The following is a 17952-nucleotide window of genomic DNA, read 5'->3' on the forward strand; positions in this document are numbered from 1 at the left end:
CGCACACCAACAAGATGGCTTGTCGTGTAAAGGCAATACCGCTGAACGAAGGAGCCTCGGACCGTGGAAAGAATTAGCGGCGGGATGTAGTGGACGAGGTTACGAGTCCCAGCGATTTGGTCTGATGCAAAAGGACTCGTAACCTCGTCCACTACGCTTCGTTGAACGGTATTGCGTGTAAGGGGGCCGCGCTGGCAGCGGTTGAGGCATTTCAGGGGAATCGTCGGCTAGTCACCCCGACGATGGGAGCAATCTGGTTGCGGTTCGGCGGGAAACCGTCTGTGTATTGGCTGCCGTTTTGCTGCCCGATACACCGGGTGATCGCGGAGGAAGGGGGAGTTGAAAGAATGAATGATTCGATCCAAGCCGCCCGGGAACCGGTTGCGGTCATGAGGTGGAGCGAGCTGCCATCGGCCAAGCCAACCCACGCCCTGGTCGAAAACGTCGACTTGGTTATCATCCGCGATGCCGATGAAGTTTTTGCCCTCTACGGACGCTGCTTGCATCGCGGCGCGATGCTCTCCGATGGACATATCGACGGACACAATTTGATCTGCGGCGTCCATCACTGGGACTTTCAATACCGCACCGGTGTCAGCGAATACAACAACAAAGAACGGCTGGCAAAATTTGCTGCCTGGGTCGATGTCGATCGCGATGCGGTGATGGTCGACGCGGCGGAGATTCGTGCCTGGCACCGGCAACATCCTCAGCCGTACAACCGCGATGCCTATCTCGGGCAATACGCCGATCCGACTTCAGCGACGTTGGAAGAACCGCACAATAGCCACATTCAGCGACTGGCCCGCGAGGGGCTTTCGGTTCTCGGACATCATGGCCCCGTTTCGGCGATGGGCGTTCCGTTGGCCCAGCTTCCCAGTTGGGACGACCTGCAATTTGTCACCGCCCAGTTCGCGCGGATGCCAATGTTGGATGATCACCCCGTTGGCACCGAGACCGTTATCGGGCCCAACGCCCGGCGACCGCTGAAGCTGAAGATTCCGATCTTTGTCAGCGACATGAGCTTTGGCGCATTGTCGGAAGAAGCAAAAGTCGCGATGGCGCGAGGCGCCGAATTGGCTGGCACGGGAATCTGCAGTGGCGAAGGGGGGATGCTGCCCGAGGAACAAGCTGAAAACAGCCGCTACTTCTACGAACTCGCCTCGGGCCGCTTCGGTTGGTCGATCGAGAAGGTCAGCCAAGTTCAAGCGTTCCATTTCAAAGGGGGCCAGGGAGCGAAAACCGGAACCGGCGGCCATCTACCCGGCAGCAAGGTGTGTGGCAAGATCGCCGAAGTCCGCGGTCTGACGCCGGGGACGCCCGCGATCAGCCCCGCCCGGTTCCCCGACCTCACTTGTCTGGACGATTTTAAACGCGTTGCCGCTGAGGTGCGTTCCCAGTCCGATGGCATCCCGGTTGGCGTCAAGATGTCGGCACAACATATCGAAGACGATATCGATTTCGCGCTCGATCTGGGTGTCGACTACATCATCTTGGACGGACGTGGTGGCGGGACCGGAGCGGCACCGGACATCTTCAAAAACAACATTTCGGTTCCGACCATTCCAGCGATCGCTCGGGCTCGCAAGCACCTCGATTTGCGTCGAGCCAGCGGCATCAGCCTGATTGCTACCGGCGGGCTGCGAACCGAAAGCGATTTCTTGAAGGCGTTGGCCTTGGGGGCTGATGCCGTCGCGATCGCCAACAGTGCGATGCAGGCGATCGGTTGCCTGGGGATGCGTGCCTGCGAGACAAACAACTGCCCTGTCGGCATCGCCACACAACAAGAACATCTACGCCAACGGTTGCAGATCCACGCCTCGGCGACGCGGTTGAAGAACTTTCTCGATGCCAGTGTCGAATTGATGTGCGTGATGGCGCGAGCTTGTGGGCATGACCACTTGAACAAATTCAATCTCGCCGACCTGACAACCTTTGACAAGACGATGGCCCAGTTGACGGGTGTCCGGTTTGCTGGCGTCTCGCCGTGAACGTTGATCTCCGGGCTGCTTGCTGACAACCAATCACTTGCTGTTCCTAACCCTTTCCTTCCACTTTGGAGAACGTAGAGATGAGTCAATTTTCCGATAGCCCACTGCTGCAAAAGACCCGCGAATTTGTCGAGCGTGTTGTGAACAAAGGCGAGTTTGTCGAAGTCATGCAGGACTACTTTGACGACAACGAGTATGTACAGATCGAAGGGGATGGTCGCACGCTTAACAGCAAGCAAGAGATCATCGATTTCGAAGTCGATGCGCTGAAATCGGTCACGAAGTATCACGGCGGAACGATCGGTGCGATTGGCGTTGCCCAAGACGATGGCAATGGCAACGGTGTCACGATGGCTGAATACAGTTTCAGTTACGACACGACGGATGGGAAAACCGTTGTGTTAGAAGAAACACAGATCGCCAAATGGAAGAATGGCAAAATGGTTTACAACCGCTATTACTTCAACCCCAACGCGTAGCGGTCTGAGGTGATTTCGATGGCATCGACGAACTGGACCAAAGCGCTTGAACCCGACGAACTGCCCGAAGGTCGTGTGAAGACGGTCGTGATCGGCACGCATTCGCTGTGTCTGACTCACTACGACGGCCAATACGGGGCACTCGATAACCATTGCCCTCATCAAGGAGGGCCATTGGGCGAGGGTTCGATTGAAAAAGGGCTGCTGCGTTGCCCCTGGCACGGTTGGGACTATTGTCCGTTAACCGGAAAGCCGCCGGGGGACCAGTTCGACGATGGCGTCCCAACCTACGCCGTCGAAGTTCGCGACGACGGCGTTTACGTTGCCATCGATTCACCACCGGAGCATCATCAGACCGTTTCCGATCTAATGATCCAAACCATGGTCAACTGGGGCGTTCGTTGGTGCTTTGGGATGGTTGGCCATTCCAATTTGCACATCGCGGATGCGATTCGACGCAAGGAACTCACTGGCGAGATGACGTTCATCGGCATCCGCCACGAGGGCGCTGCGTCGTTTGCTTGTTCCGCTTACGGAAAACTGACCGGACGGCCTGCATCCTGTTTGGCGATTGCGGGCCCCGGCGCAACCAATCTATTAACCGGGCTGTGGGATGCGAATGTCGATCGCGCTCCCGTGATCGCGTTGACCGGTCAAGTTGCCAGCCAAGTGCTCGGCCGGCACAACTTTCAAGAGATCCCGTTGGAGAAAGCCTTTGGCGATGTCGCCGGTTATTCTCACACGGTGTTAACAAATTCCGACCACTCCGAATTGATGTCCCTTGCCTGCAAGTCGGCACTGGTCAATCAATCCGTATCCCATCTGATCTTCCCCGACGAGATCGCTGGCCTGGATCAGCCCGACGCCTCGGCCGCTACTCCCGACGGCCGAATCGCCTCACGTAAGGTCTCGCCTCCCGAGTCGCCGTATCAGCAGGCCCTTGCGATGTTACAGTCGGCCAAGCGACCGGTAATCATCGTCGGCCACGGAGCTCGATACGAGATGGACTGCGTCGTCGAACTTGCTAAACAGTTAGATGCACCGGTGCTGACAACCTTCAAAGGCAAGGGCTTGATTCCCGACTCGCATCCGCTGGGCTGCGGCGTGTTAGGACGCAGCGGAACGCCAATCGCTTCTCACTTCATGAACGAATCGGACGTGTTGCTAGTGCTGGGAGCCTCGTTCTCCAACCATACCGGAATCACTCCCAAGAAGCCGACGATTCAAGTCGATTTGGATCCGATGACGTTGGCCAAATTTCACTCGGTCGATTGCTTGGTCAACGGCGACATCGGGATCGTGGCCGATCGCTTGAAGGCTGATCTACAAGTGAACGCAGCGATCGACCAGCGCGGTGAGATCGCAGAACGCTGGAAGATCTGGAACCGCGAAAAGGCGAGTCGACGAAGTGACGATCGCGCCGCGGGAGTCAACTCCGCATCGATCTTCGCCGCATTGTCGGCCGCCGTCGACGACGACGCGATTATCGCAGTCGATGTCGGCAACAACGCCTACTCGTTTGGTCGCTACTTCGAATGCAACCGCCAAGCGATCTTGATGTCCGGATACCTTGGATCGATCGGATTTGCGTTTCCTGCAGCGATGGGTGCCTGGGCGGCGACTCAGGAATCTGGCACTCCCTACAGCGGCCGCCAAGTTGTCTCGGTTTCTGGCGACGGTGGATTTGGGCAGTACCTTGCCGAGTTCTCAACGGCTGTCAAATACCAAATGAACATTACCCATGTGCTGCTGCACAACAAAGAGCTGGGAAAGATCTCCAAAGAGCAGCGTGCTGGAATGTGGGAGGTTTGGCAGACGTCGTTGCACAATCCCAGCTTTGCCCAATATGCAACCCTCTGCGGTGGATTGGGGATCCGTGTCGAATCCGCAGCCGAGCTGGATGCTGCCTATCAGCAGGCGCTTGCCTATCGGGGACCCGCGATCGTGGAGATCATGTCTGACAGCGAACTGATCTAGGATCCGACAACACATTCATATCGGGAATCGCTGCAGCGGAACACGATTCTAGTAACGACACCAACAACCGAACTTTGTTTTATGGCATGTTTTCAGATCCTTTCGCTAATCGGTGGCGGTATTCGTGGCGCATTTATCACGGCGTTCCTCGATCGTATCGAACAGAAATCAGGCCGACCGATTGCGGAGTCGTTCGATTTGATCGCGGGAACTTCGACTGGCGGCATCATCGCTGCGGGACTGGCGATGGGAAAACCCGCCGCTGAGATGCACGAGTTTTACGCAAAATACGGGGCGATGATCTTCACGCCTCGACCTCGCTACAAAGCCAAAGGGATCTGGAAACTTCTGTTCCCTGTCGCCAATCACATCTTCCGTCGCAAGACCGGAGGCGGGTTGGATGCGGCGTTCCGCGCGAGGTTTTGTCCTCACGCCTTGCAGGCCGCTTTCGACGAAGGTTTTGGCGACGCGACGATGCGGGAAGTCGATTTCACCCGTCTGATCATTCCAACGTTCAACTTAACCAGCGGCCAGCCCTACGTTTTTCGGTCGCCTCATTTGCCCAAAGGCTTCTACGATCAAGACCTCAAAGTTTCCGATGTCGTGATTGCTGCGACCGCCGCGCCAACCTATTTCCCGCATCGCGTGATCGCAGGCCAATCGTACATCGATGGAGGAGTTTGGGCAGCCGATCCGAGCATGTTGGCGTTTGCCGAAGCGATCCGTATCGGACAGTTCGCCCGTGGCGTTTCGCCCCAAGAACAAACGATTCAGAACGATCGGGATGTGGAGACCGAGGCCGATTCGAAGGCGATTCACGATGCGCAGGTGAGTGCCATGAGTGAGATTCGGTTGTTGTCGATCGGCACCGGCCGCGCCCAATTTTCGCTCAGCCCGCCGGGCGCCGATGCGGGACTGTTGTACTGGGCACCGAGGGTGGCCGAAGTAATGGGAACGTCGCAGGTTCAAGGAATCCATCAGCCGCTGAAGTTTCTGCTCGGCGATCGCTATCGCCACATCAACTTTAAGATGAAGGAACGTTGGCCGTTGGACGCGGTGCAGCACATCCCAGAACTGTTCCGGATGGGAGTCGAGCGAGCGGACCAGAGTTCCGCGATGATCGATGAGGAATTCCTCAGCCACCAGCGGCAACAATTTGTCCGCGTCGAGAATGCGTCCGGTGCTACTGAATTGAACGAGTTTGGATTTGAATAACAAGCGTCGCGGCCAGATTGAATTCCCCGATCGGTTGCAGCGTCTGGTGATCGGCACGCTGCTGATGCTGCTGACCTTGTGGGGGCTCAGCGAACGTTTCGAATGGACACGCGTGGTCGCGCTGATGCTCCAACTGGAGTTGCTGCTGACGGGAATCGCTGGCTGGTGTCCTATCTACTGGGGCTGCCGCACCTTCATCCCGCCCAAGTAAAACGCCCGTCTCGGCTGAAAATGCAACGGCCGGCGCGCTCGTCCCGGCTCCAGAGAGCTCGTCGGGATTGTTTGCTATCTGGGATAAAGATGCTTTAGCGCGATCGAAAGCATCGATGCCATGGAGCACGAGCGGCTCGTAGATCGAACTCTCCGATCGTGTTACGATTGGCCAGTCGCTACCATCTCGCGGCATTTCCCTGGAAGAGAGAGTCTCACGTGAGTGACCGCATCGTTTTTGAAGGTATCCGATTTAACGTCCATGAGATCGACGTGCCGACGGCTGACGGCAGCCCGATCAAGCGGCATGTCGCTCGGCATCCCGGCGCGGTGGTGATCGCGCCGCTGTTGGACAACGATCGCGTTGTGTTGATTCAAAACACGCGAGCGACCGTTGGCAAGACGTTGATGGAGTTGCCCGCCGGGACGCGCGAACCCAACGAAGCTGCCGAAGTCACAGCGGCTCGCGAGTTGATCGAAGAGACTGGCTATCGCGCCGGCAAGCTGACGCGGGCTCTCCAGTTCTACGCCTCGCCGGGGATCACCGACGAATTGATGCATCTGTTTATCGCCGAGGATCTGACCGAAGGGGATCATGCGCGGGAAGCGGGGGAAGCGATCGTGAACCGGATCACCACCTGGGCGGAGATCGACGCGATGATCGATCGCGGCGAATTCGAAGATGGCAAAACGCTGACCGGCCTGCTGTGGGTTCGCCGTTGGCTGGACCGTCAAAACCGCTAACTGAACCTCTTGTCGACGCCTTTCTTTTCTGAACACCTCGCCTCTCATAAGTCATCATGCAAACCACCACGCTGTTAGCCGGAATCCCCGCCGAAAACGCCTCGCTGTTTCACCGCATGCCGTTGTCCGTCGGCGATCCCGCGGCTTGGATCCAAGTCGATGATGAGACGACGGTAATCGTGCGGGACATCGAAGTCGACCGCGCGCGGCGACAACTGACCGCCAACCACTTCGGTTCGCCCGGCGAATACGCTCCCGCCGGTGGGCTGAGTCCCGATCGCGCGACCGCTACGGCTCAAGCGGTTGCCGAGTTTCTGGCTCGCAAAAAGATCGCATCGATTCAAACCGATCGCACACTGCCGTTCATCTTCGCTTGGCACATCCAACAAGCGGGAATCGAGATCGCCTACAACGCCGACCTGGGCGTGATCGATCGCCGCAGCAAGAGCGACCGCGAACTGGAGTGTTTGCAAACGGCTCAAGAGATGACGCAGCGGGCGATGGAGTTGGCGTGCCGCACGATCGCCGCAAGCACCGCCAATGCCAGCGGCCAATTGGTGCACGAAGGGGAATTGCTGACCAGCGAACGCGTCAAAGCGATCGCCGCGCAGTTCTTTCTCGAGCACAACTTTGCCATGGAACACGGATCGATCGTCGCGACGGCTCCCGAAGTCGCCGACTGTCACCACGCCGGCGCCGGGCCGCTGAGAACCGAGGTGCCGATCGTCGTCGATCTGTTCCCGCGCGATTTGTCCAGCCGCTACTGGGGCGATTGCACGCGGACTGTTGTTCACGGGCAAGCGTCCGAAGAAGTCAAGCATATGCACGCGGCGGTGGTTCAGGCCAAAGCCGCTGCGACGGCTGCACTGCGAGTGGGAAACACCGGCGACGCGGTGCACCAAGCGTCGACCGACGTCTTGATCGACCGCGGCTATCCGCTGTCGCGCGGCACGGTCACCGACCATCCATCGATTCAACATGGCACGGGGCACGGGATCGGGCTGGAGATTCACGAACCGATTCTGTTGGATGACGGCGGCCCTGAGATCCTGCCAAATGAAGTCCTCACGATCGAGCCCGGTTTGTATGGTCGCAGCCTCGGCGGTGTCCGCGTTGAGGACATGGTTGCCGCAACCACCGACGGCCCCGTCGTCTTCGGCACGCTGCATCAAGGACTCGATTGGAAGTGACCGCGGCGAGCAATTAGAATGTTCAACGCGATCGTTCTCCGTTTGCCAACCGCCCCGCTTTTGTCTGCCTCTCCAGGACCTTTGAGCATGTCACCTCGCTATCTTTTCACTGCCGTTGTGCTGCTTGTCGTCAGCATCGCTTCCGTCGCGTCGGCTCAACGGCCAGGCCGCGTTGCGCGTCCGACAGGCGATTCGTCCGTCAGCGATCCCGAACTGTTGGGGCTGCACAAGGAGTTCGTTTCCAAAGCGGAGAAGTTGGCGGCGGAATACGAACGGAAGAAGAACCTCGACGGAGCCCGCGAGGTTTACGAATCGATGACCCGTTTGATTCCCGAATACGAAGCGGCTCAGCTGGGGCTGAAACGAATCTTAAACGCTCAATCGACCCAGGATCGCAAGGTGGTCGAGGTCCAAGCGAATCGCGACTGGCAGGATACGCAGATCATTCTTGTCAAAGGGAACCCGGTCCACATCGAAGCCAAAGGAACTTGGTTTGTCGTCAACGAGACCGATGCCAACGGCTTGGTGATTCCCAAAGAGATCGATCCGAAGAATAACAAGATCAAACTGGGGACGCTGATCGGGATGATCGTCAGCCAGCCGGACGTCAGCAAATTAAAGCCGTTCCCGATCGGCAACGGGACCGATTTTATCGCTCCCGAAACGGGCAGGTTGGTGTTGCGGATGTTCGACGTCGAACCGCGCGACAACAAAGGAAGCATGTCGGTCTTGGTGCAAAGCACCTTCGGCCGCCCGTAGAGCCGACATCCACGTCACCCCTCGTTTAACGAAGGATCCTCGGACCGTGGAAAAAAATTAGCGGCGGGACGTAGTGGACGAGGTTACGAGTCCCAGCGATTGGGGCTGGTGCAAAAGGACTCGTAGCCTCGTCCACTACGCTTCGTTGTTTAACCGCGTGCCCAGCGGGCCGCGCGTCCAGTCGCGTGACAAGCGTGGAGCTATCGACGTAACCGCGCGGGCGTTGCCACCGCGGTTAAACGATTGGCTCTTCAGCTTCCGCAGCTTCGGCGACTGGTTCGCCCCAGCCTGGTTCAAAGATTTTGCTGCACTCGGTACAGACGACTTCGGTTGCCAAGCAGGTGTCGGCGATCGGTTGTTTGGTCTGGCAGTGATCGCACTGCACTTCGACGTTCATCGGCAGCTTGCCCAAGGCGTCGAGCTGTTCATCGGAGAGATCGGGGATCTCGATATCTTCGGGCGCGATCGTGACCAACAGTTCACGCGTGATCTCCTGGATTCCGGCCAGCCGATTTGCCAGCCGACGGACCGTCCGTTCGAAGGCGTTGCGGGCGGTCCGGCCGTTGCCGAAGTGACGGTCTCGTGTGGCGTATAAGAAGGTCAGCCCATGCAGCACGCGGCGTCGGGTTTCGCTGGGCAGTTCGTATTTCGCCTTGCCACACATCAAACCGAAGATGCGACTCAATTCGCCCGGCGTGTAATCGATGAACTCCATCGTCGTGCCGACCCGCGAACTGAGCCCGGGGTTGGACCGGATCATCGTGTTCATTTCGTTGGGATATCCGGCTAGGATCACGACCAGCCGATCGCGTTGATCCTCCATCCGTTTCAGCAGCGTTTGGATCGCTTCGCGGCCGTATTGATCCTGCCCGCTGGCATCGATCAGCGTGTACGCCTCGTCGATAAACAGCACGCCGTCGAGCGCTTCGTCGATCTTGGCATTGGTCTTCGGGCCGGTCTGCCCCGCGTATTCGGCGACCAGCCCGCTGCGGTCGGTCTCTGCCAATTGCCCTTTATCCAATACGCCAAGAGCTCCAAAGATGTCGGCGATGATCCGGGCGACAGTCGTCTTGCCGGTTCCCGGATTGCCGACAAACGACATGTGCAGGCTCGGTTCGGTCGTCGGCAGCCCCTCGGCGACGCGGCGTGCTTCCATCTTCAAGAAGTTCGTCAGCGTGGAAACCTGTTCTTTGATGTTCTCCAATCCGATCAACTCGTTCAGCTTCGCCAGCGACTTCTGCAACCGCTCCTCGGGCGACAGCTGAGGTTCCGGTTCGGCAGCCGGCTCGGCCGTCGTGGGCCCGGCCTGCGCAGAAGCCGTCGGCGCTGGCGATGCCTGTCGCAGCGGAGGCTCTGGATTCTTGCGCAGCCGCTGCGAGTCCTCGCCGACTTTGCGAACCACCTCGCGCTCGGTTCGGCTGTCGCCAGCAAAATGAGCTTCGGTTTGCGCCGCCGCTTGATCGAGATCGTCTTGTAATTGACGCAGCCGCGCCGCGTCGGCGGTTCCGATCAAACCGTCCGCTTTGGCGACGATGTTCGCCATCCGGATCGCCAACGCCATGACTTCGCCCCAGCGATCGCGCAGCGGCGGCAGGACGATAAAGGGTTGGATCAGGTCGTGCCACTCGAAGTTCTCGGCTTCGTCCAACAGCCACTCGACCGCCTTACGCAGCTGAGCTCCCATGATCGGTTTGCCCCACAGATGCGTCAGCAGCACGCGGCCCAGTTGACGCTGTTCGATCAGGTTGGCCGCTTGGCTGGAGGCACCGACGGCGAAGACTTTCATGATGAAGCCGCTGTGCAGGTCGTCCATCTGGCTGACGAAATCGGTCTCGCCACCGTCGAGCATCCAGGCGTCGTGGTCGACGATCTGACGACCGCTGCTGATGAACAGGTCGCGCGTCTGTTGCAAGGCTTCGCGGTAGGTGCGGATCGAAGCCAAGATGGCGTCGTCGTTGGGAGTGTCCATTGCCTGTGGTCCAATTGATATGCGGTGATACAAACGCCAGCGTCTCGCTAGAATATCAGCATTTGCATTGGCGTGGAATCAACCGGGGACAGCATGATGGGCTTCATTCGCCAATGGCAGACGCAGTGGACGGCGATGTCGACCGACCAGCGGCGGCGGGCGGCTTGGGCATTCGCTTGGTTCTTCTGCATTCTGTTGGCCTACTTTGTGATCCGCCCGGTCCGCGAGACGATGGGGATCCAAGGAGGCACGAAACAGTTGCCGTGGCTTTTCCTGGGCACTTTCACAACGATGCTGATCGCCGTGCCGATCTATTCATTTGTTGTGGCTCGCTGCCAACGCAAACGTTTGGTGCCGATCGTCTACCGTTTTTTTGCCGTCAACCTGCTGCTGTTCTGGTTGGCGATGCACGTCGAAAGCGCCCAGGTCCACGTTTGGGTCGCGCGATGTTTCTTCATCTGGACCAGCGTCTTCAGCCTGTTTAACACATCGGTCTTCTGGAGCGTGCTGGCCGATCTCTATGACAGTCGCCAAGCCAAACGCGTCTTTGGAATGATCGCTGTCGGAGGCACGTTGGGAGCGATCGTCGGTTCGCTGTTGACGTCGCTGCTGTCGACGATCCTGGGCGTGCAGAACCTGCTGTGGTTGCCGATCGTGCTGTTGGAAGTCGGCGTCTTTTGCGCTGGCCGGATGATGAGAGCCGAACCGCCCGCAGTCGACGTTCACGATACCGACGGGGTTGCTGAATCGGAGTCGTCGGCTGACGCAAAGTCTGCCGACGACGAACCGGCACCGGGCGGAGGGATCTTCGAAGGGATCACACACGTCGCCCGTTCGCCTTACCTGGCGATGATCTGTCTGTTCCTGTTGCTGGGCCAATTGACCGGCACGCATTTTTATCTGGTGCAAGCGGAACTTGTGAAAGAGTTTATCCCCGAACGCGACGCGCAGACCGCTTTGTTTGGCAAGCTGAATCTGTTCACTCAGTTGCTGACGCTGGGGTTACAAGCCGGTGTGGTCGGGCTCGTGCTGCGAAGGATGGGAGTCGCGGCGGCGCTAGTGCTGCTGCCGGTCGTCTGCTTGCTGGCGTTGATCGGACTGGGACTGTTCCCATCGATCGCCGTTCTAGCGATCAGCGACGTCGTCCGCCGCGGGGTCGTCTACGGCGTGACGGTTCCGTCGCGAGAGGTCTTGTTCACGGTGGTCGATCGCGCCGACAAATACAAATCGAAAAGCTTCATCGACACCGTCGTGGTCCGCGGCGGCGATGCGATCAGCGGCCAAGCGTTTGCCTTCGTCCGGCAGTGGCATCTTGGACTGGCCGCGATGAACGCGTTGATGATCCCCGTCGTCATCGCCTGGGGAATTCTGGCGATCTACCTGGGACGCCAACAAACCCGCCGCGCCGCGGCGGGTGAAGCCGATTGAATGCCGCAGCCTTCTAATCTTCGAACTGCACGGCGGTCGTTACCATCGCGTCGCGAGTGTCGGTTAACGACAGGAACCATGTGTTCGCATCGGCGGGCGGTTTGGGAGCGGTGATCGTCTGGCCATCGATCTTGGCGGGAACCGTCTGCCAGTCGCGTTTTGATCGCGGGCCGCTGTCGGTGGTGTAGTGCAGGTTGGCCGCTTTCAGTGGCACCGCGCTGGTGTACTGCAGCGTGACCTGATCGCCATCGATCTGCGGAGTCGCGGGGGCGGGCAACGGATCTCCGCCGCGGCAATACGAATCGATGAACCGCCCGATCTCCTGAGGCTTCCAACCGGCGGGATGGCTGTGTCCCATTTTGACTTCGATCCGCATCTGCTTGGTCCCTGGAACGACGTCGAAGCTCTTTTGGTAGCTGTCCAGCGGATAGTGGACATCGTTGGTGCCGTTGACGAACAGGATCGGCACGCGGCAGTGTCGCAGTTGGCTGCCCGGATCATAGACAGCGACCCAGTCGTCGCGTCGATCGCCCAGGCGGTCGATCGACGGCTTCTGAACCGATTCCCCTTCGTGCAAGAAGCCGCAGCCGTAGACGGGGACCGCCGCTTTGAAGCGGTCGTCCAGCGAAGCGGCCAGACAGGTCGTGTACCCGCCCCAGCTGATCCCCGTCACCGCGGTCCGCTCGGCATCGACGTCGTCGAACGAACGGATCAGCGAATGAGCTCGCAAGACCGAGGCCGCAGCGTGGAAGGGCCAGTCGTCGGAGACCTCGCCGCCGATCGAATCAAACTTTTCGACGTGTCCCTGGTTGGGGCCGCCGTTTTCCAGTCGAGTCCGCGTGTTGGCGGGGTAACCCTGATTGGCAATTGGGACTCCCGTCTCGGGATTGAACGTGGGGGCGCTGGGGCGGCTGCCGCCAAGATCCATCGCGATCGCCGCGTAGCCTCGCTTGGCCCACAACCAAACCCATTCGGCAAACGCGGTCCCGCCACCACCATGGATCAGCACCACGGCGGGGTACTTGGCATCGGCGGTCCCTTCGCCAAGGGTGGTTGGCGAGGCGTAGAAGGCGAAAACCTCGGTCGGTTTGCCGCGATAGTCTTCGCCAGCGTACAGCAGCGAGTGGACGGGGCCCGTTTGGTCGACCCACCGCATCTCGGGCGTCTGCTTCGCCGACGCGACCATCGCCGTCAGAGTTTGAGAGACGTTTTCGTCCTTCGCATCTTGGGCGGTTAGTAGAACGGGGGGGAGCAGCAGAACCAGCATCAACGCGAAAGATCGTTTCATCTTGCCTGTCGGAGGTATAGGGGGAGGGGGAATCGTTGCCAGCGGGGGCGGAGCGGCTATTGTAACACGGCGGATTTTGCCGATCCGAGATTGCAGAGCCAGCCAGCAGGGGGAACTTGCCCTGCGGGCTGCTCTTGTTCGCGGGCTCGATTCGAGCGACAATAGGAATTGCAAGCTTTTCCGGGCTCTGAACCCTTCAAATCCCCGTCACACTCCCACTTTTCTTTGATCTCTATGGCCAAGCAACAAGAAGAACCCCAACTTTGGCAGACCGTAGCACCTTGCGAATTTAAAGGGATTCACGAGGATTCGGGGCTCGCCCAGGGCTTGCTGATCTCGGCGCGTCAGTCGCCAGGTTTTCCCGTTTTGGCGGGGCAGTTGGGGCACGCGTTTGCCAACCGAGCGACCCATCTGATGCTCGATTACAACGCTCAAATGGTCAACATGCGTTATCAAATCGACGGCATGTGGGAACAATTGCCGCCGCTGCCGCGCGACGCGGGGGACGCGATGCTTGTCGCCGCGAAAACGTTGTGCCGGATGAATCCCGCCGATCGCAAGAACGCTCAGCAAGGCAAAACGCTGGCGATCATGGGGCGCGACAAATACAACGTCAAGATTCAGAGCCAGGGTGTGCCGACGGGCGAGCGGGTGATGCTGACTCTGGACAAGAAGGACATCCCCTTCAAGACGCTCGACGATCTGGGGATGCGCGACAAGATGCAGGTCCAGCTGAAAGAGGCGCTCAACGATAAGGGGCATATGGTCGTAATCAGTGCTCCCAAGGGGGGCGGTCTGACGACGTCGTGGACGATCGCATTGGAAGCTGCCGATAAATTTGTCAGCGATTTCCAGGCGATCGAGCCGAAGGGGAGCGACGAACCGGACATCATCAACGTCAGCCCGAACTACTTTGGCCCCGATGCCAAAAACGATACCGCTCGCGATGCCGTGCGGGCGCTGTCGCTGCGTGAGCCCGACGTGTTTGTGATGCCAGAGCTTTACGACGAGGAAACGATCAAGCTGCTACATGCGCAAACCAAGATCGAAAAACAGGTGATCTCGCGGATCGTGGCTAGCGATGCTGTCGAAGCTTGTGCCCGGTTGGTCCACAAATATCGTGGCGCCGCCAAGGAGATCGTCGATATGCTGTCGCATGTCACCAACGTGCGACTGGCCCGTCGATTGTGCGAAACCTGCCGCCAAGGCTTCACGCCGCCGCCGCAATTGCTGCAAAAGCTGGGAATTCCGCAGGGCCGCGTGGCGATGATGTACCAGCCGTTTGTGCCGCCGCCGATCGAACAACAGGTCGATGAGAAAGGGAATCCGGCTCCGCTGCCACCCTGCCCCAAGTGTGCAAATCGCGGCTATTACGGCCGATTTGGGATTTATGAACTGCTGACCGTCGGTCCGAAACTGAAGGATGCGCTGCTGAAAACCAGCGACGTCAACAAGCTGCGGCAGGTGGCAAAAGCCGAAGGGCATCGCAATCTGCAAGACGAGGGGATCATGGCGGTGGCTCGCGGCACGACGAGCCTCGAGGAGATGCGGCGGATCTTTAGCAGCGGCAACAAATAGATCGCGACGCAACTTGTTTATCGCGTAGCACTTACGGCCCGCCGTGGAAGCTCTGGGCCCGTTGTCAATCAGGCGAAAATCGGTTAGAATTTCCGCCTCGATAGTGTTGCTGATATACCTTGTCCCAACCGCCCGTTTCGCGGCGGTAAGCCGAGGTCTTTCTTGGTCTGTTCCATGATCGCTCGCGCCGACGGTGATTCCACCCAAGGCGTGGGTTTTGAACCGCCCGATCTGAAGTGCCACCCTAGGCGTTTAACCGGTGATCGATGCGGACAGCGACAGTGGTGAAAGAGTAATCAAAGGACGCTTCATTGGCTGACGAAGAGAACGGAAACGGTAGCGGCGACGAAAACGAAAACGGCGGCGGTCCATCGCTCCCAATCGGAGGTGACAGCGGTGGCCACGGTGCCCTGCGAATGGTCGACCTGCCGATCGAAGATGAGTTGCGGGAGAGCTATCTGACGTACGCGATGAGCGTGATCGTCAGCCGAGCGTTGCCCGACGTTCGCGACGGTCTGAAGCCGAGCCAACGCCGGATCTTGGTCGCGATGAACGATCTGAACCTGGGCCCCCAATCGCGGCGGGTCAAGTGTGCGAAGATCTCCGGTGACACGTCGGGTAACTATCACCCGCACGGTGAAAGCGTGATCTATCCGACTCTGGTTCGGATGGCGCAAGAATGGAACATGCGGCACCTGTTGATCGACAAGCAGGGAAACTTCGGCTCGATCGCCGGTCTGCCCGCCGCGGCGATGCGGTATACCGAAGCTCGCTTGAGCGCCGTCGCAGCGATGATGCTGGACGATCTCAAGCTGGACACCGTCGATTACGTTCCGACGTACGATGAGGCTCGCACCGAACCGACGGTTTTGCCAGGCCGGTTCCCCAACCTGTTGGTCAACGGGTCCAACGGTATCGCGGTCGGCATGGCGACCAGCATCCCGCCGCACAATCTGAAAGAGATCTGCACGGCGATCATTCAGTTGGTCGAGAATCCCGATATCTCGATCGACGAATTGATGGACACCGTCCAGGGCCCCGACTTCCCGACCGGCGGAATCATCTGTGGCCGCGGTGGCATCCGACGCGGTTATTACACCGGCCGCAGTACCGTCGTGGTTCGCGCCCGCTGCCGCATCGAAACGGAAAAGAAACGCAACCGGATCGTCGTCAACGAGATCCCGTTCCAGCAGGCTCGCGACCGCGTGGTCGAAAAGATCGCAGCTCTGGTTACCGGAGACCGCATCAAGGGGATCGCGGGGATCCGCGACGAGAGCGACCTGAAAGAGCCGGTCCGATTGGTGATCGATCTCAAACGCGATGCCGATCCCGACGTTGTCCTGAATCAGCTGTATCAGTTCTCGCCGCTGCAGGACACTTTCTCGATCATCTTGTTGGCGCTAGTCGACGGCAAGCCGCGGGAATTGAACTTGCGGGAGATCCTGCAGGAGTTCGTTCGCCACCGCGTGACCGTAATCCGCCGCCGGACTCAGTTCCTGTTGGCTCGAGCGCGTCGCCGCAAGCACTCGGTCGAAGGTCTGTTGTTGGCATTGGCCGACATCGATCAGATCATCCAGATCATTCGCGCCAGCCGCACGCAGCCCGAAGCGAAGATCGGACTGATGGGCGTCGAGTGCCCTGCGTCGCTGATGGCTCGCGCTCTGGGCGACTCCGGATTCAACCAGTTCCAACAGGAGCGTGGTGTCTCCGATACGTATAGTTTGACAAGCGTTCAGGCTGACGAAATCCTGCGAATGCGGTTGGGCCAGTTGGTCAACCTGGAGCAGGAAAAGCTGGGCGAAGAGCACGCTCAATTGCTGATCGAGATCTCCGGCTACCTCGAGATCCTGGCCGATCAACAGCTGATCTACGACATGATCAAAGAGGATCTGGAAGAGATCATGCGTCGCTTTGGCGACAACCGCCGCACCGAGATCAGCGGCGAAGAGCTGGGAAATATCGACTTGGAAGACCTGATCCGCGAAGAGACGATGGTCGTCACGATCAGCCATCGCGGGTACATCAAACGCGTCGCTTCGAGCACCTACCGTGCGCAGCGTCGCGGCGGCAAGGGACTCAAGGGAGCGGCGACCGAAGAAGAGGATCCGATCGAACACTTGTTCGTCGCCAGCACGCACGCTTATCTGCTGTTCCTGACCACCAAAGGAAAGGTCTACTGGCAGAAGGTTTACGATCTGCCAAACCTCAGCCGCGAGAGCCGCGGACGCGCGATCGTCAACTTGTTGCAACTGGCTGAAGACGAAAAGATCGCCGCTTGCCTGCCGGTTCGCGACTTCAATCTGCCCGGGCACTTCGTGTTGATGGCAACGCAAGGCGGATTGGTCAAGAAGACGCCACTGGAAAACTACAGTCGGCCCAAGCGAGGCGGGATCATCGCGATCAAGTTGCGTGAAGGGGACGAATTGGTCAAAGCTGTGATCATCAAACCCGAAGACGAAGTCGTGCTGTCGACGGCTAAGGGAATGGCGATCCGGTTCTCCGAATCGGACGCTCGCCCGATGGGCCGCAACACGTCGGGCGTGAAGGGAATCAGCCTGGGCAAAGACGATCATTTGGTCGGCTTGGTCGTGGCCGATCCAAACGCCACGCTGCTGACGATCTGCGAACGCGGATACGGAAAGCGAACGCCGTTTGGCCCCAACGGAGACACCGACCCGACCGAAGACGAAACATCGTCGTCGGCGAAGTACCGCGTCCAGAACCGCGGCGGCAAAGGCGTTCGCGACATCAAGACGACCGACCGAAACGGTCAGGTGATCGGCAGCTTGCGAGTCGATGGCGACGAGGAGATCTTGATGATGACCGCGCGGGGCAAGATCCAACGCGTGGCTGCTGAAGAGATCAACGTGATCGGCCGTAACACCCAAGGGGTGCGGATCATGAACCTTGGCGAAGGCGATTCGCTGGCGGCGATCGTTCGCGTTCCGAAGGAAGAGGTTTCCGAAGAGGAAGAGGCTGCCGCGGCAGCTCCCGTCACCGCAGCTGATGCATCGGCACCGGCTAGCGATGGCGAGGCCGCTCCGGAAGCTGCGTCCGACAGCGAAGCGGCATCCGACGACACCGCGTCGCCCGATGACGAAAACGGCGCGGAGTAAGGCGAACC

The 17952-nt window shown here is 59.1% G+C and carries 13 protein-coding genes; 11 read left to right on the forward strand and 2 right to left on the reverse strand.

The annotated features are described in order from the left end of the window. The first annotated feature begins 347 nt into the window (after positions 1-347). The 8 genes from CA51_RS05085 (at position 348) to CA51_RS05120 (ending at position 8565) form a co-directional block, all read left to right on the forward strand. Positions 348-1991 carry a glutamate synthase-related protein gene (locus CA51_RS05085; protein ID WP_145118392.1) on the forward strand — a complete coding sequence of 548 codons (1644 nt, stop codon included), beginning with the start codon at positions 348-350 and terminating at the stop codon, positions 1989-1991. 80 nt (positions 1992-2071) lie between these two features. Then, positions 2072-2470, forward strand: coding sequence for a hypothetical protein (locus CA51_RS05090; RefSeq protein WP_145118394.1), 399 nt, complete (start codon positions 2072-2074; stop codon positions 2468-2470). 18 nt (positions 2471-2488) lie between these two features. Continuing rightward, positions 2489-4447 carry a thiamine pyrophosphate-dependent enzyme gene (locus CA51_RS05095; RefSeq protein ID WP_145118396.1) on the forward strand — a complete coding sequence of 653 codons (1959 nt, stop codon included), beginning with the start codon at positions 2489-2491 and terminating at the stop codon, positions 4445-4447. An 81-nt stretch (positions 4448-4528) separates the two neighbouring features. Continuing rightward, positions 4529-5662: a patatin-like phospholipase family protein gene (locus tag CA51_RS05100; RefSeq protein WP_145118398.1), complete on the forward strand. Its 1134-nt coding sequence runs from the start codon at positions 4529-4531 to the stop codon at positions 5660-5662. Further along, positions 5655-5873 (forward strand): YgaP-like transmembrane domain, encoded by a 219-nt coding sequence (locus CA51_RS05105; protein ID WP_145118400.1) that lies wholly within the window; start codon positions 5655-5657, stop codon positions 5871-5873. The genes CA51_RS05100 and CA51_RS05105 overlap by 8 nt, the downstream gene beginning before the upstream one ends. A gap of 218 nt (positions 5874-6091) precedes the next feature. Further along, complete coding sequence (locus CA51_RS05110) at positions 6092-6616, forward strand: NUDIX hydrolase (RefSeq protein ID WP_145118404.1); 525 nt, start codon at positions 6092-6094, stop codon at positions 6614-6616. A gap of 56 nt (positions 6617-6672) precedes the next feature. Beyond that, positions 6673-7806, forward strand: coding sequence for a M24 family metallopeptidase (locus tag CA51_RS05115; RefSeq protein ID WP_145118406.1), 1134 nt, complete (start codon positions 6673-6675; stop codon positions 7804-7806). Positions 7807-7893: 87 nt separating this feature from the next. After that, positions 7894-8565, forward strand: coding sequence for a hypothetical protein (locus CA51_RS05120; RefSeq protein ID WP_145118408.1), 672 nt, complete (start codon positions 7894-7896; stop codon positions 8563-8565). 235 nt (positions 8566-8800) lie between these two features. Here CA51_RS05120 and CA51_RS05125 read toward each other — a convergent pair whose 3' ends face one another. Beyond that, complete coding sequence (locus CA51_RS05125) at positions 8801-10534, reverse strand: AAA family ATPase (RefSeq protein WP_145118410.1); 1734 nt, start codon at positions 10532-10534, stop codon at positions 8801-8803. A gap of 72 nt (positions 10535-10606) precedes the next feature. Between CA51_RS05125 and CA51_RS05130 the strand changes: the two genes are divergently transcribed. Then, a complete protein-coding gene (locus CA51_RS05130) occupies positions 10607-11962 on the forward strand; it encodes an NTP/NDP exchange transporter (protein ID WP_231746012.1) in 1356 nt (451 codons plus the stop codon). Between the two features lie 13 nt (positions 11963-11975). Here CA51_RS05130 and CA51_RS05135 read toward each other — a convergent pair whose 3' ends face one another. Continuing rightward, complete coding sequence (locus tag CA51_RS05135) at positions 11976-13250, reverse strand: alpha/beta hydrolase family protein (protein ID WP_197451607.1); 1275 nt, start codon at positions 13248-13250, stop codon at positions 11976-11978. Positions 13251-13484: 234 nt separating this feature from the next. Between CA51_RS05135 and CA51_RS05140 the strand changes: the two genes are divergently transcribed. Together CA51_RS05140 and gyrA are read left to right on the forward strand one after the other, a co-directional pair. Continuing rightward, complete coding sequence (locus CA51_RS05140; RefSeq protein ID WP_145118412.1) at positions 13485-14828, forward strand: ATPase, T2SS/T4P/T4SS family; 1344 nt, start codon at positions 13485-13487, stop codon at positions 14826-14828. A gap of 311 nt (positions 14829-15139) precedes the next feature. Beyond that, the gene (gene gyrA, locus CA51_RS05145) at positions 15140-17944 is read left to right on the forward strand and encodes a DNA gyrase subunit A (protein WP_417732276.1); all 2805 of its coding nucleotides are present in this window, start codon (positions 15140-15142) and stop codon (positions 17942-17944) included. Positions 17945-17952 lie beyond the last annotated feature (8 nt).

This window comes from Rosistilla oblonga, from assembly GCF_007751715.1.
Taxonomy (GTDB): domain Bacteria; phylum Planctomycetota; class Planctomycetia; order Pirellulales; family Pirellulaceae; genus Rosistilla; species Rosistilla oblonga.

Excerpts from the sequence above, each read along its gene's own strand:
- CA51_RS05085 (WP_145118392.1), top strand. The coding sequence starts at position 348 with ATGAATGATTCGATCCAAGCCGCCCGGGAACCGGTTGCGGTCATGAGG.
- CA51_RS05090 (WP_145118394.1), top strand. The coding sequence starts at position 2,072 with ATGAGTCAATTTTCCGATAGCCCACTGCTGCAAAAGACCCGCGAATTT.
- CA51_RS05095 (WP_145118396.1), top strand. The coding sequence starts at position 2,489 with ATGGCATCGACGAACTGGACCAAAGCGCTTGAACCCGACGAACTGCCC.
- CA51_RS05100 (WP_145118398.1), top strand. The coding sequence starts at position 4,529 with ATGGCATGTTTTCAGATCCTTTCGCTAATCGGTGGCGGTATTCGTGGC.
- CA51_RS05115 (WP_145118406.1), top strand. The coding sequence starts at position 6,673 with ATGCAAACCACCACGCTGTTAGCCGGAATCCCCGCCGAAAACGCCTCG.
- CA51_RS05120 (WP_145118408.1), top strand. The coding sequence starts at position 7,894 with ATGTCACCTCGCTATCTTTTCACTGCCGTTGTGCTGCTTGTCGTCAGC.
- CA51_RS05125 (WP_145118410.1), bottom strand. The coding sequence starts at position 10,534 with ATGGACACTCCCAACGACGACGCCATCTTGGCTTCGATCCGCACCTAC.
- CA51_RS05135 (WP_197451607.1), bottom strand. The coding sequence starts at position 13,250 with ATGAAACGATCTTTCGCGTTGATGCTGGTTCTGCTGCTCCCCCCCGTT.
- CA51_RS05140 (WP_145118412.1), top strand. The coding sequence starts at position 13,485 with ATGGCCAAGCAACAAGAAGAACCCCAACTTTGGCAGACCGTAGCACCT.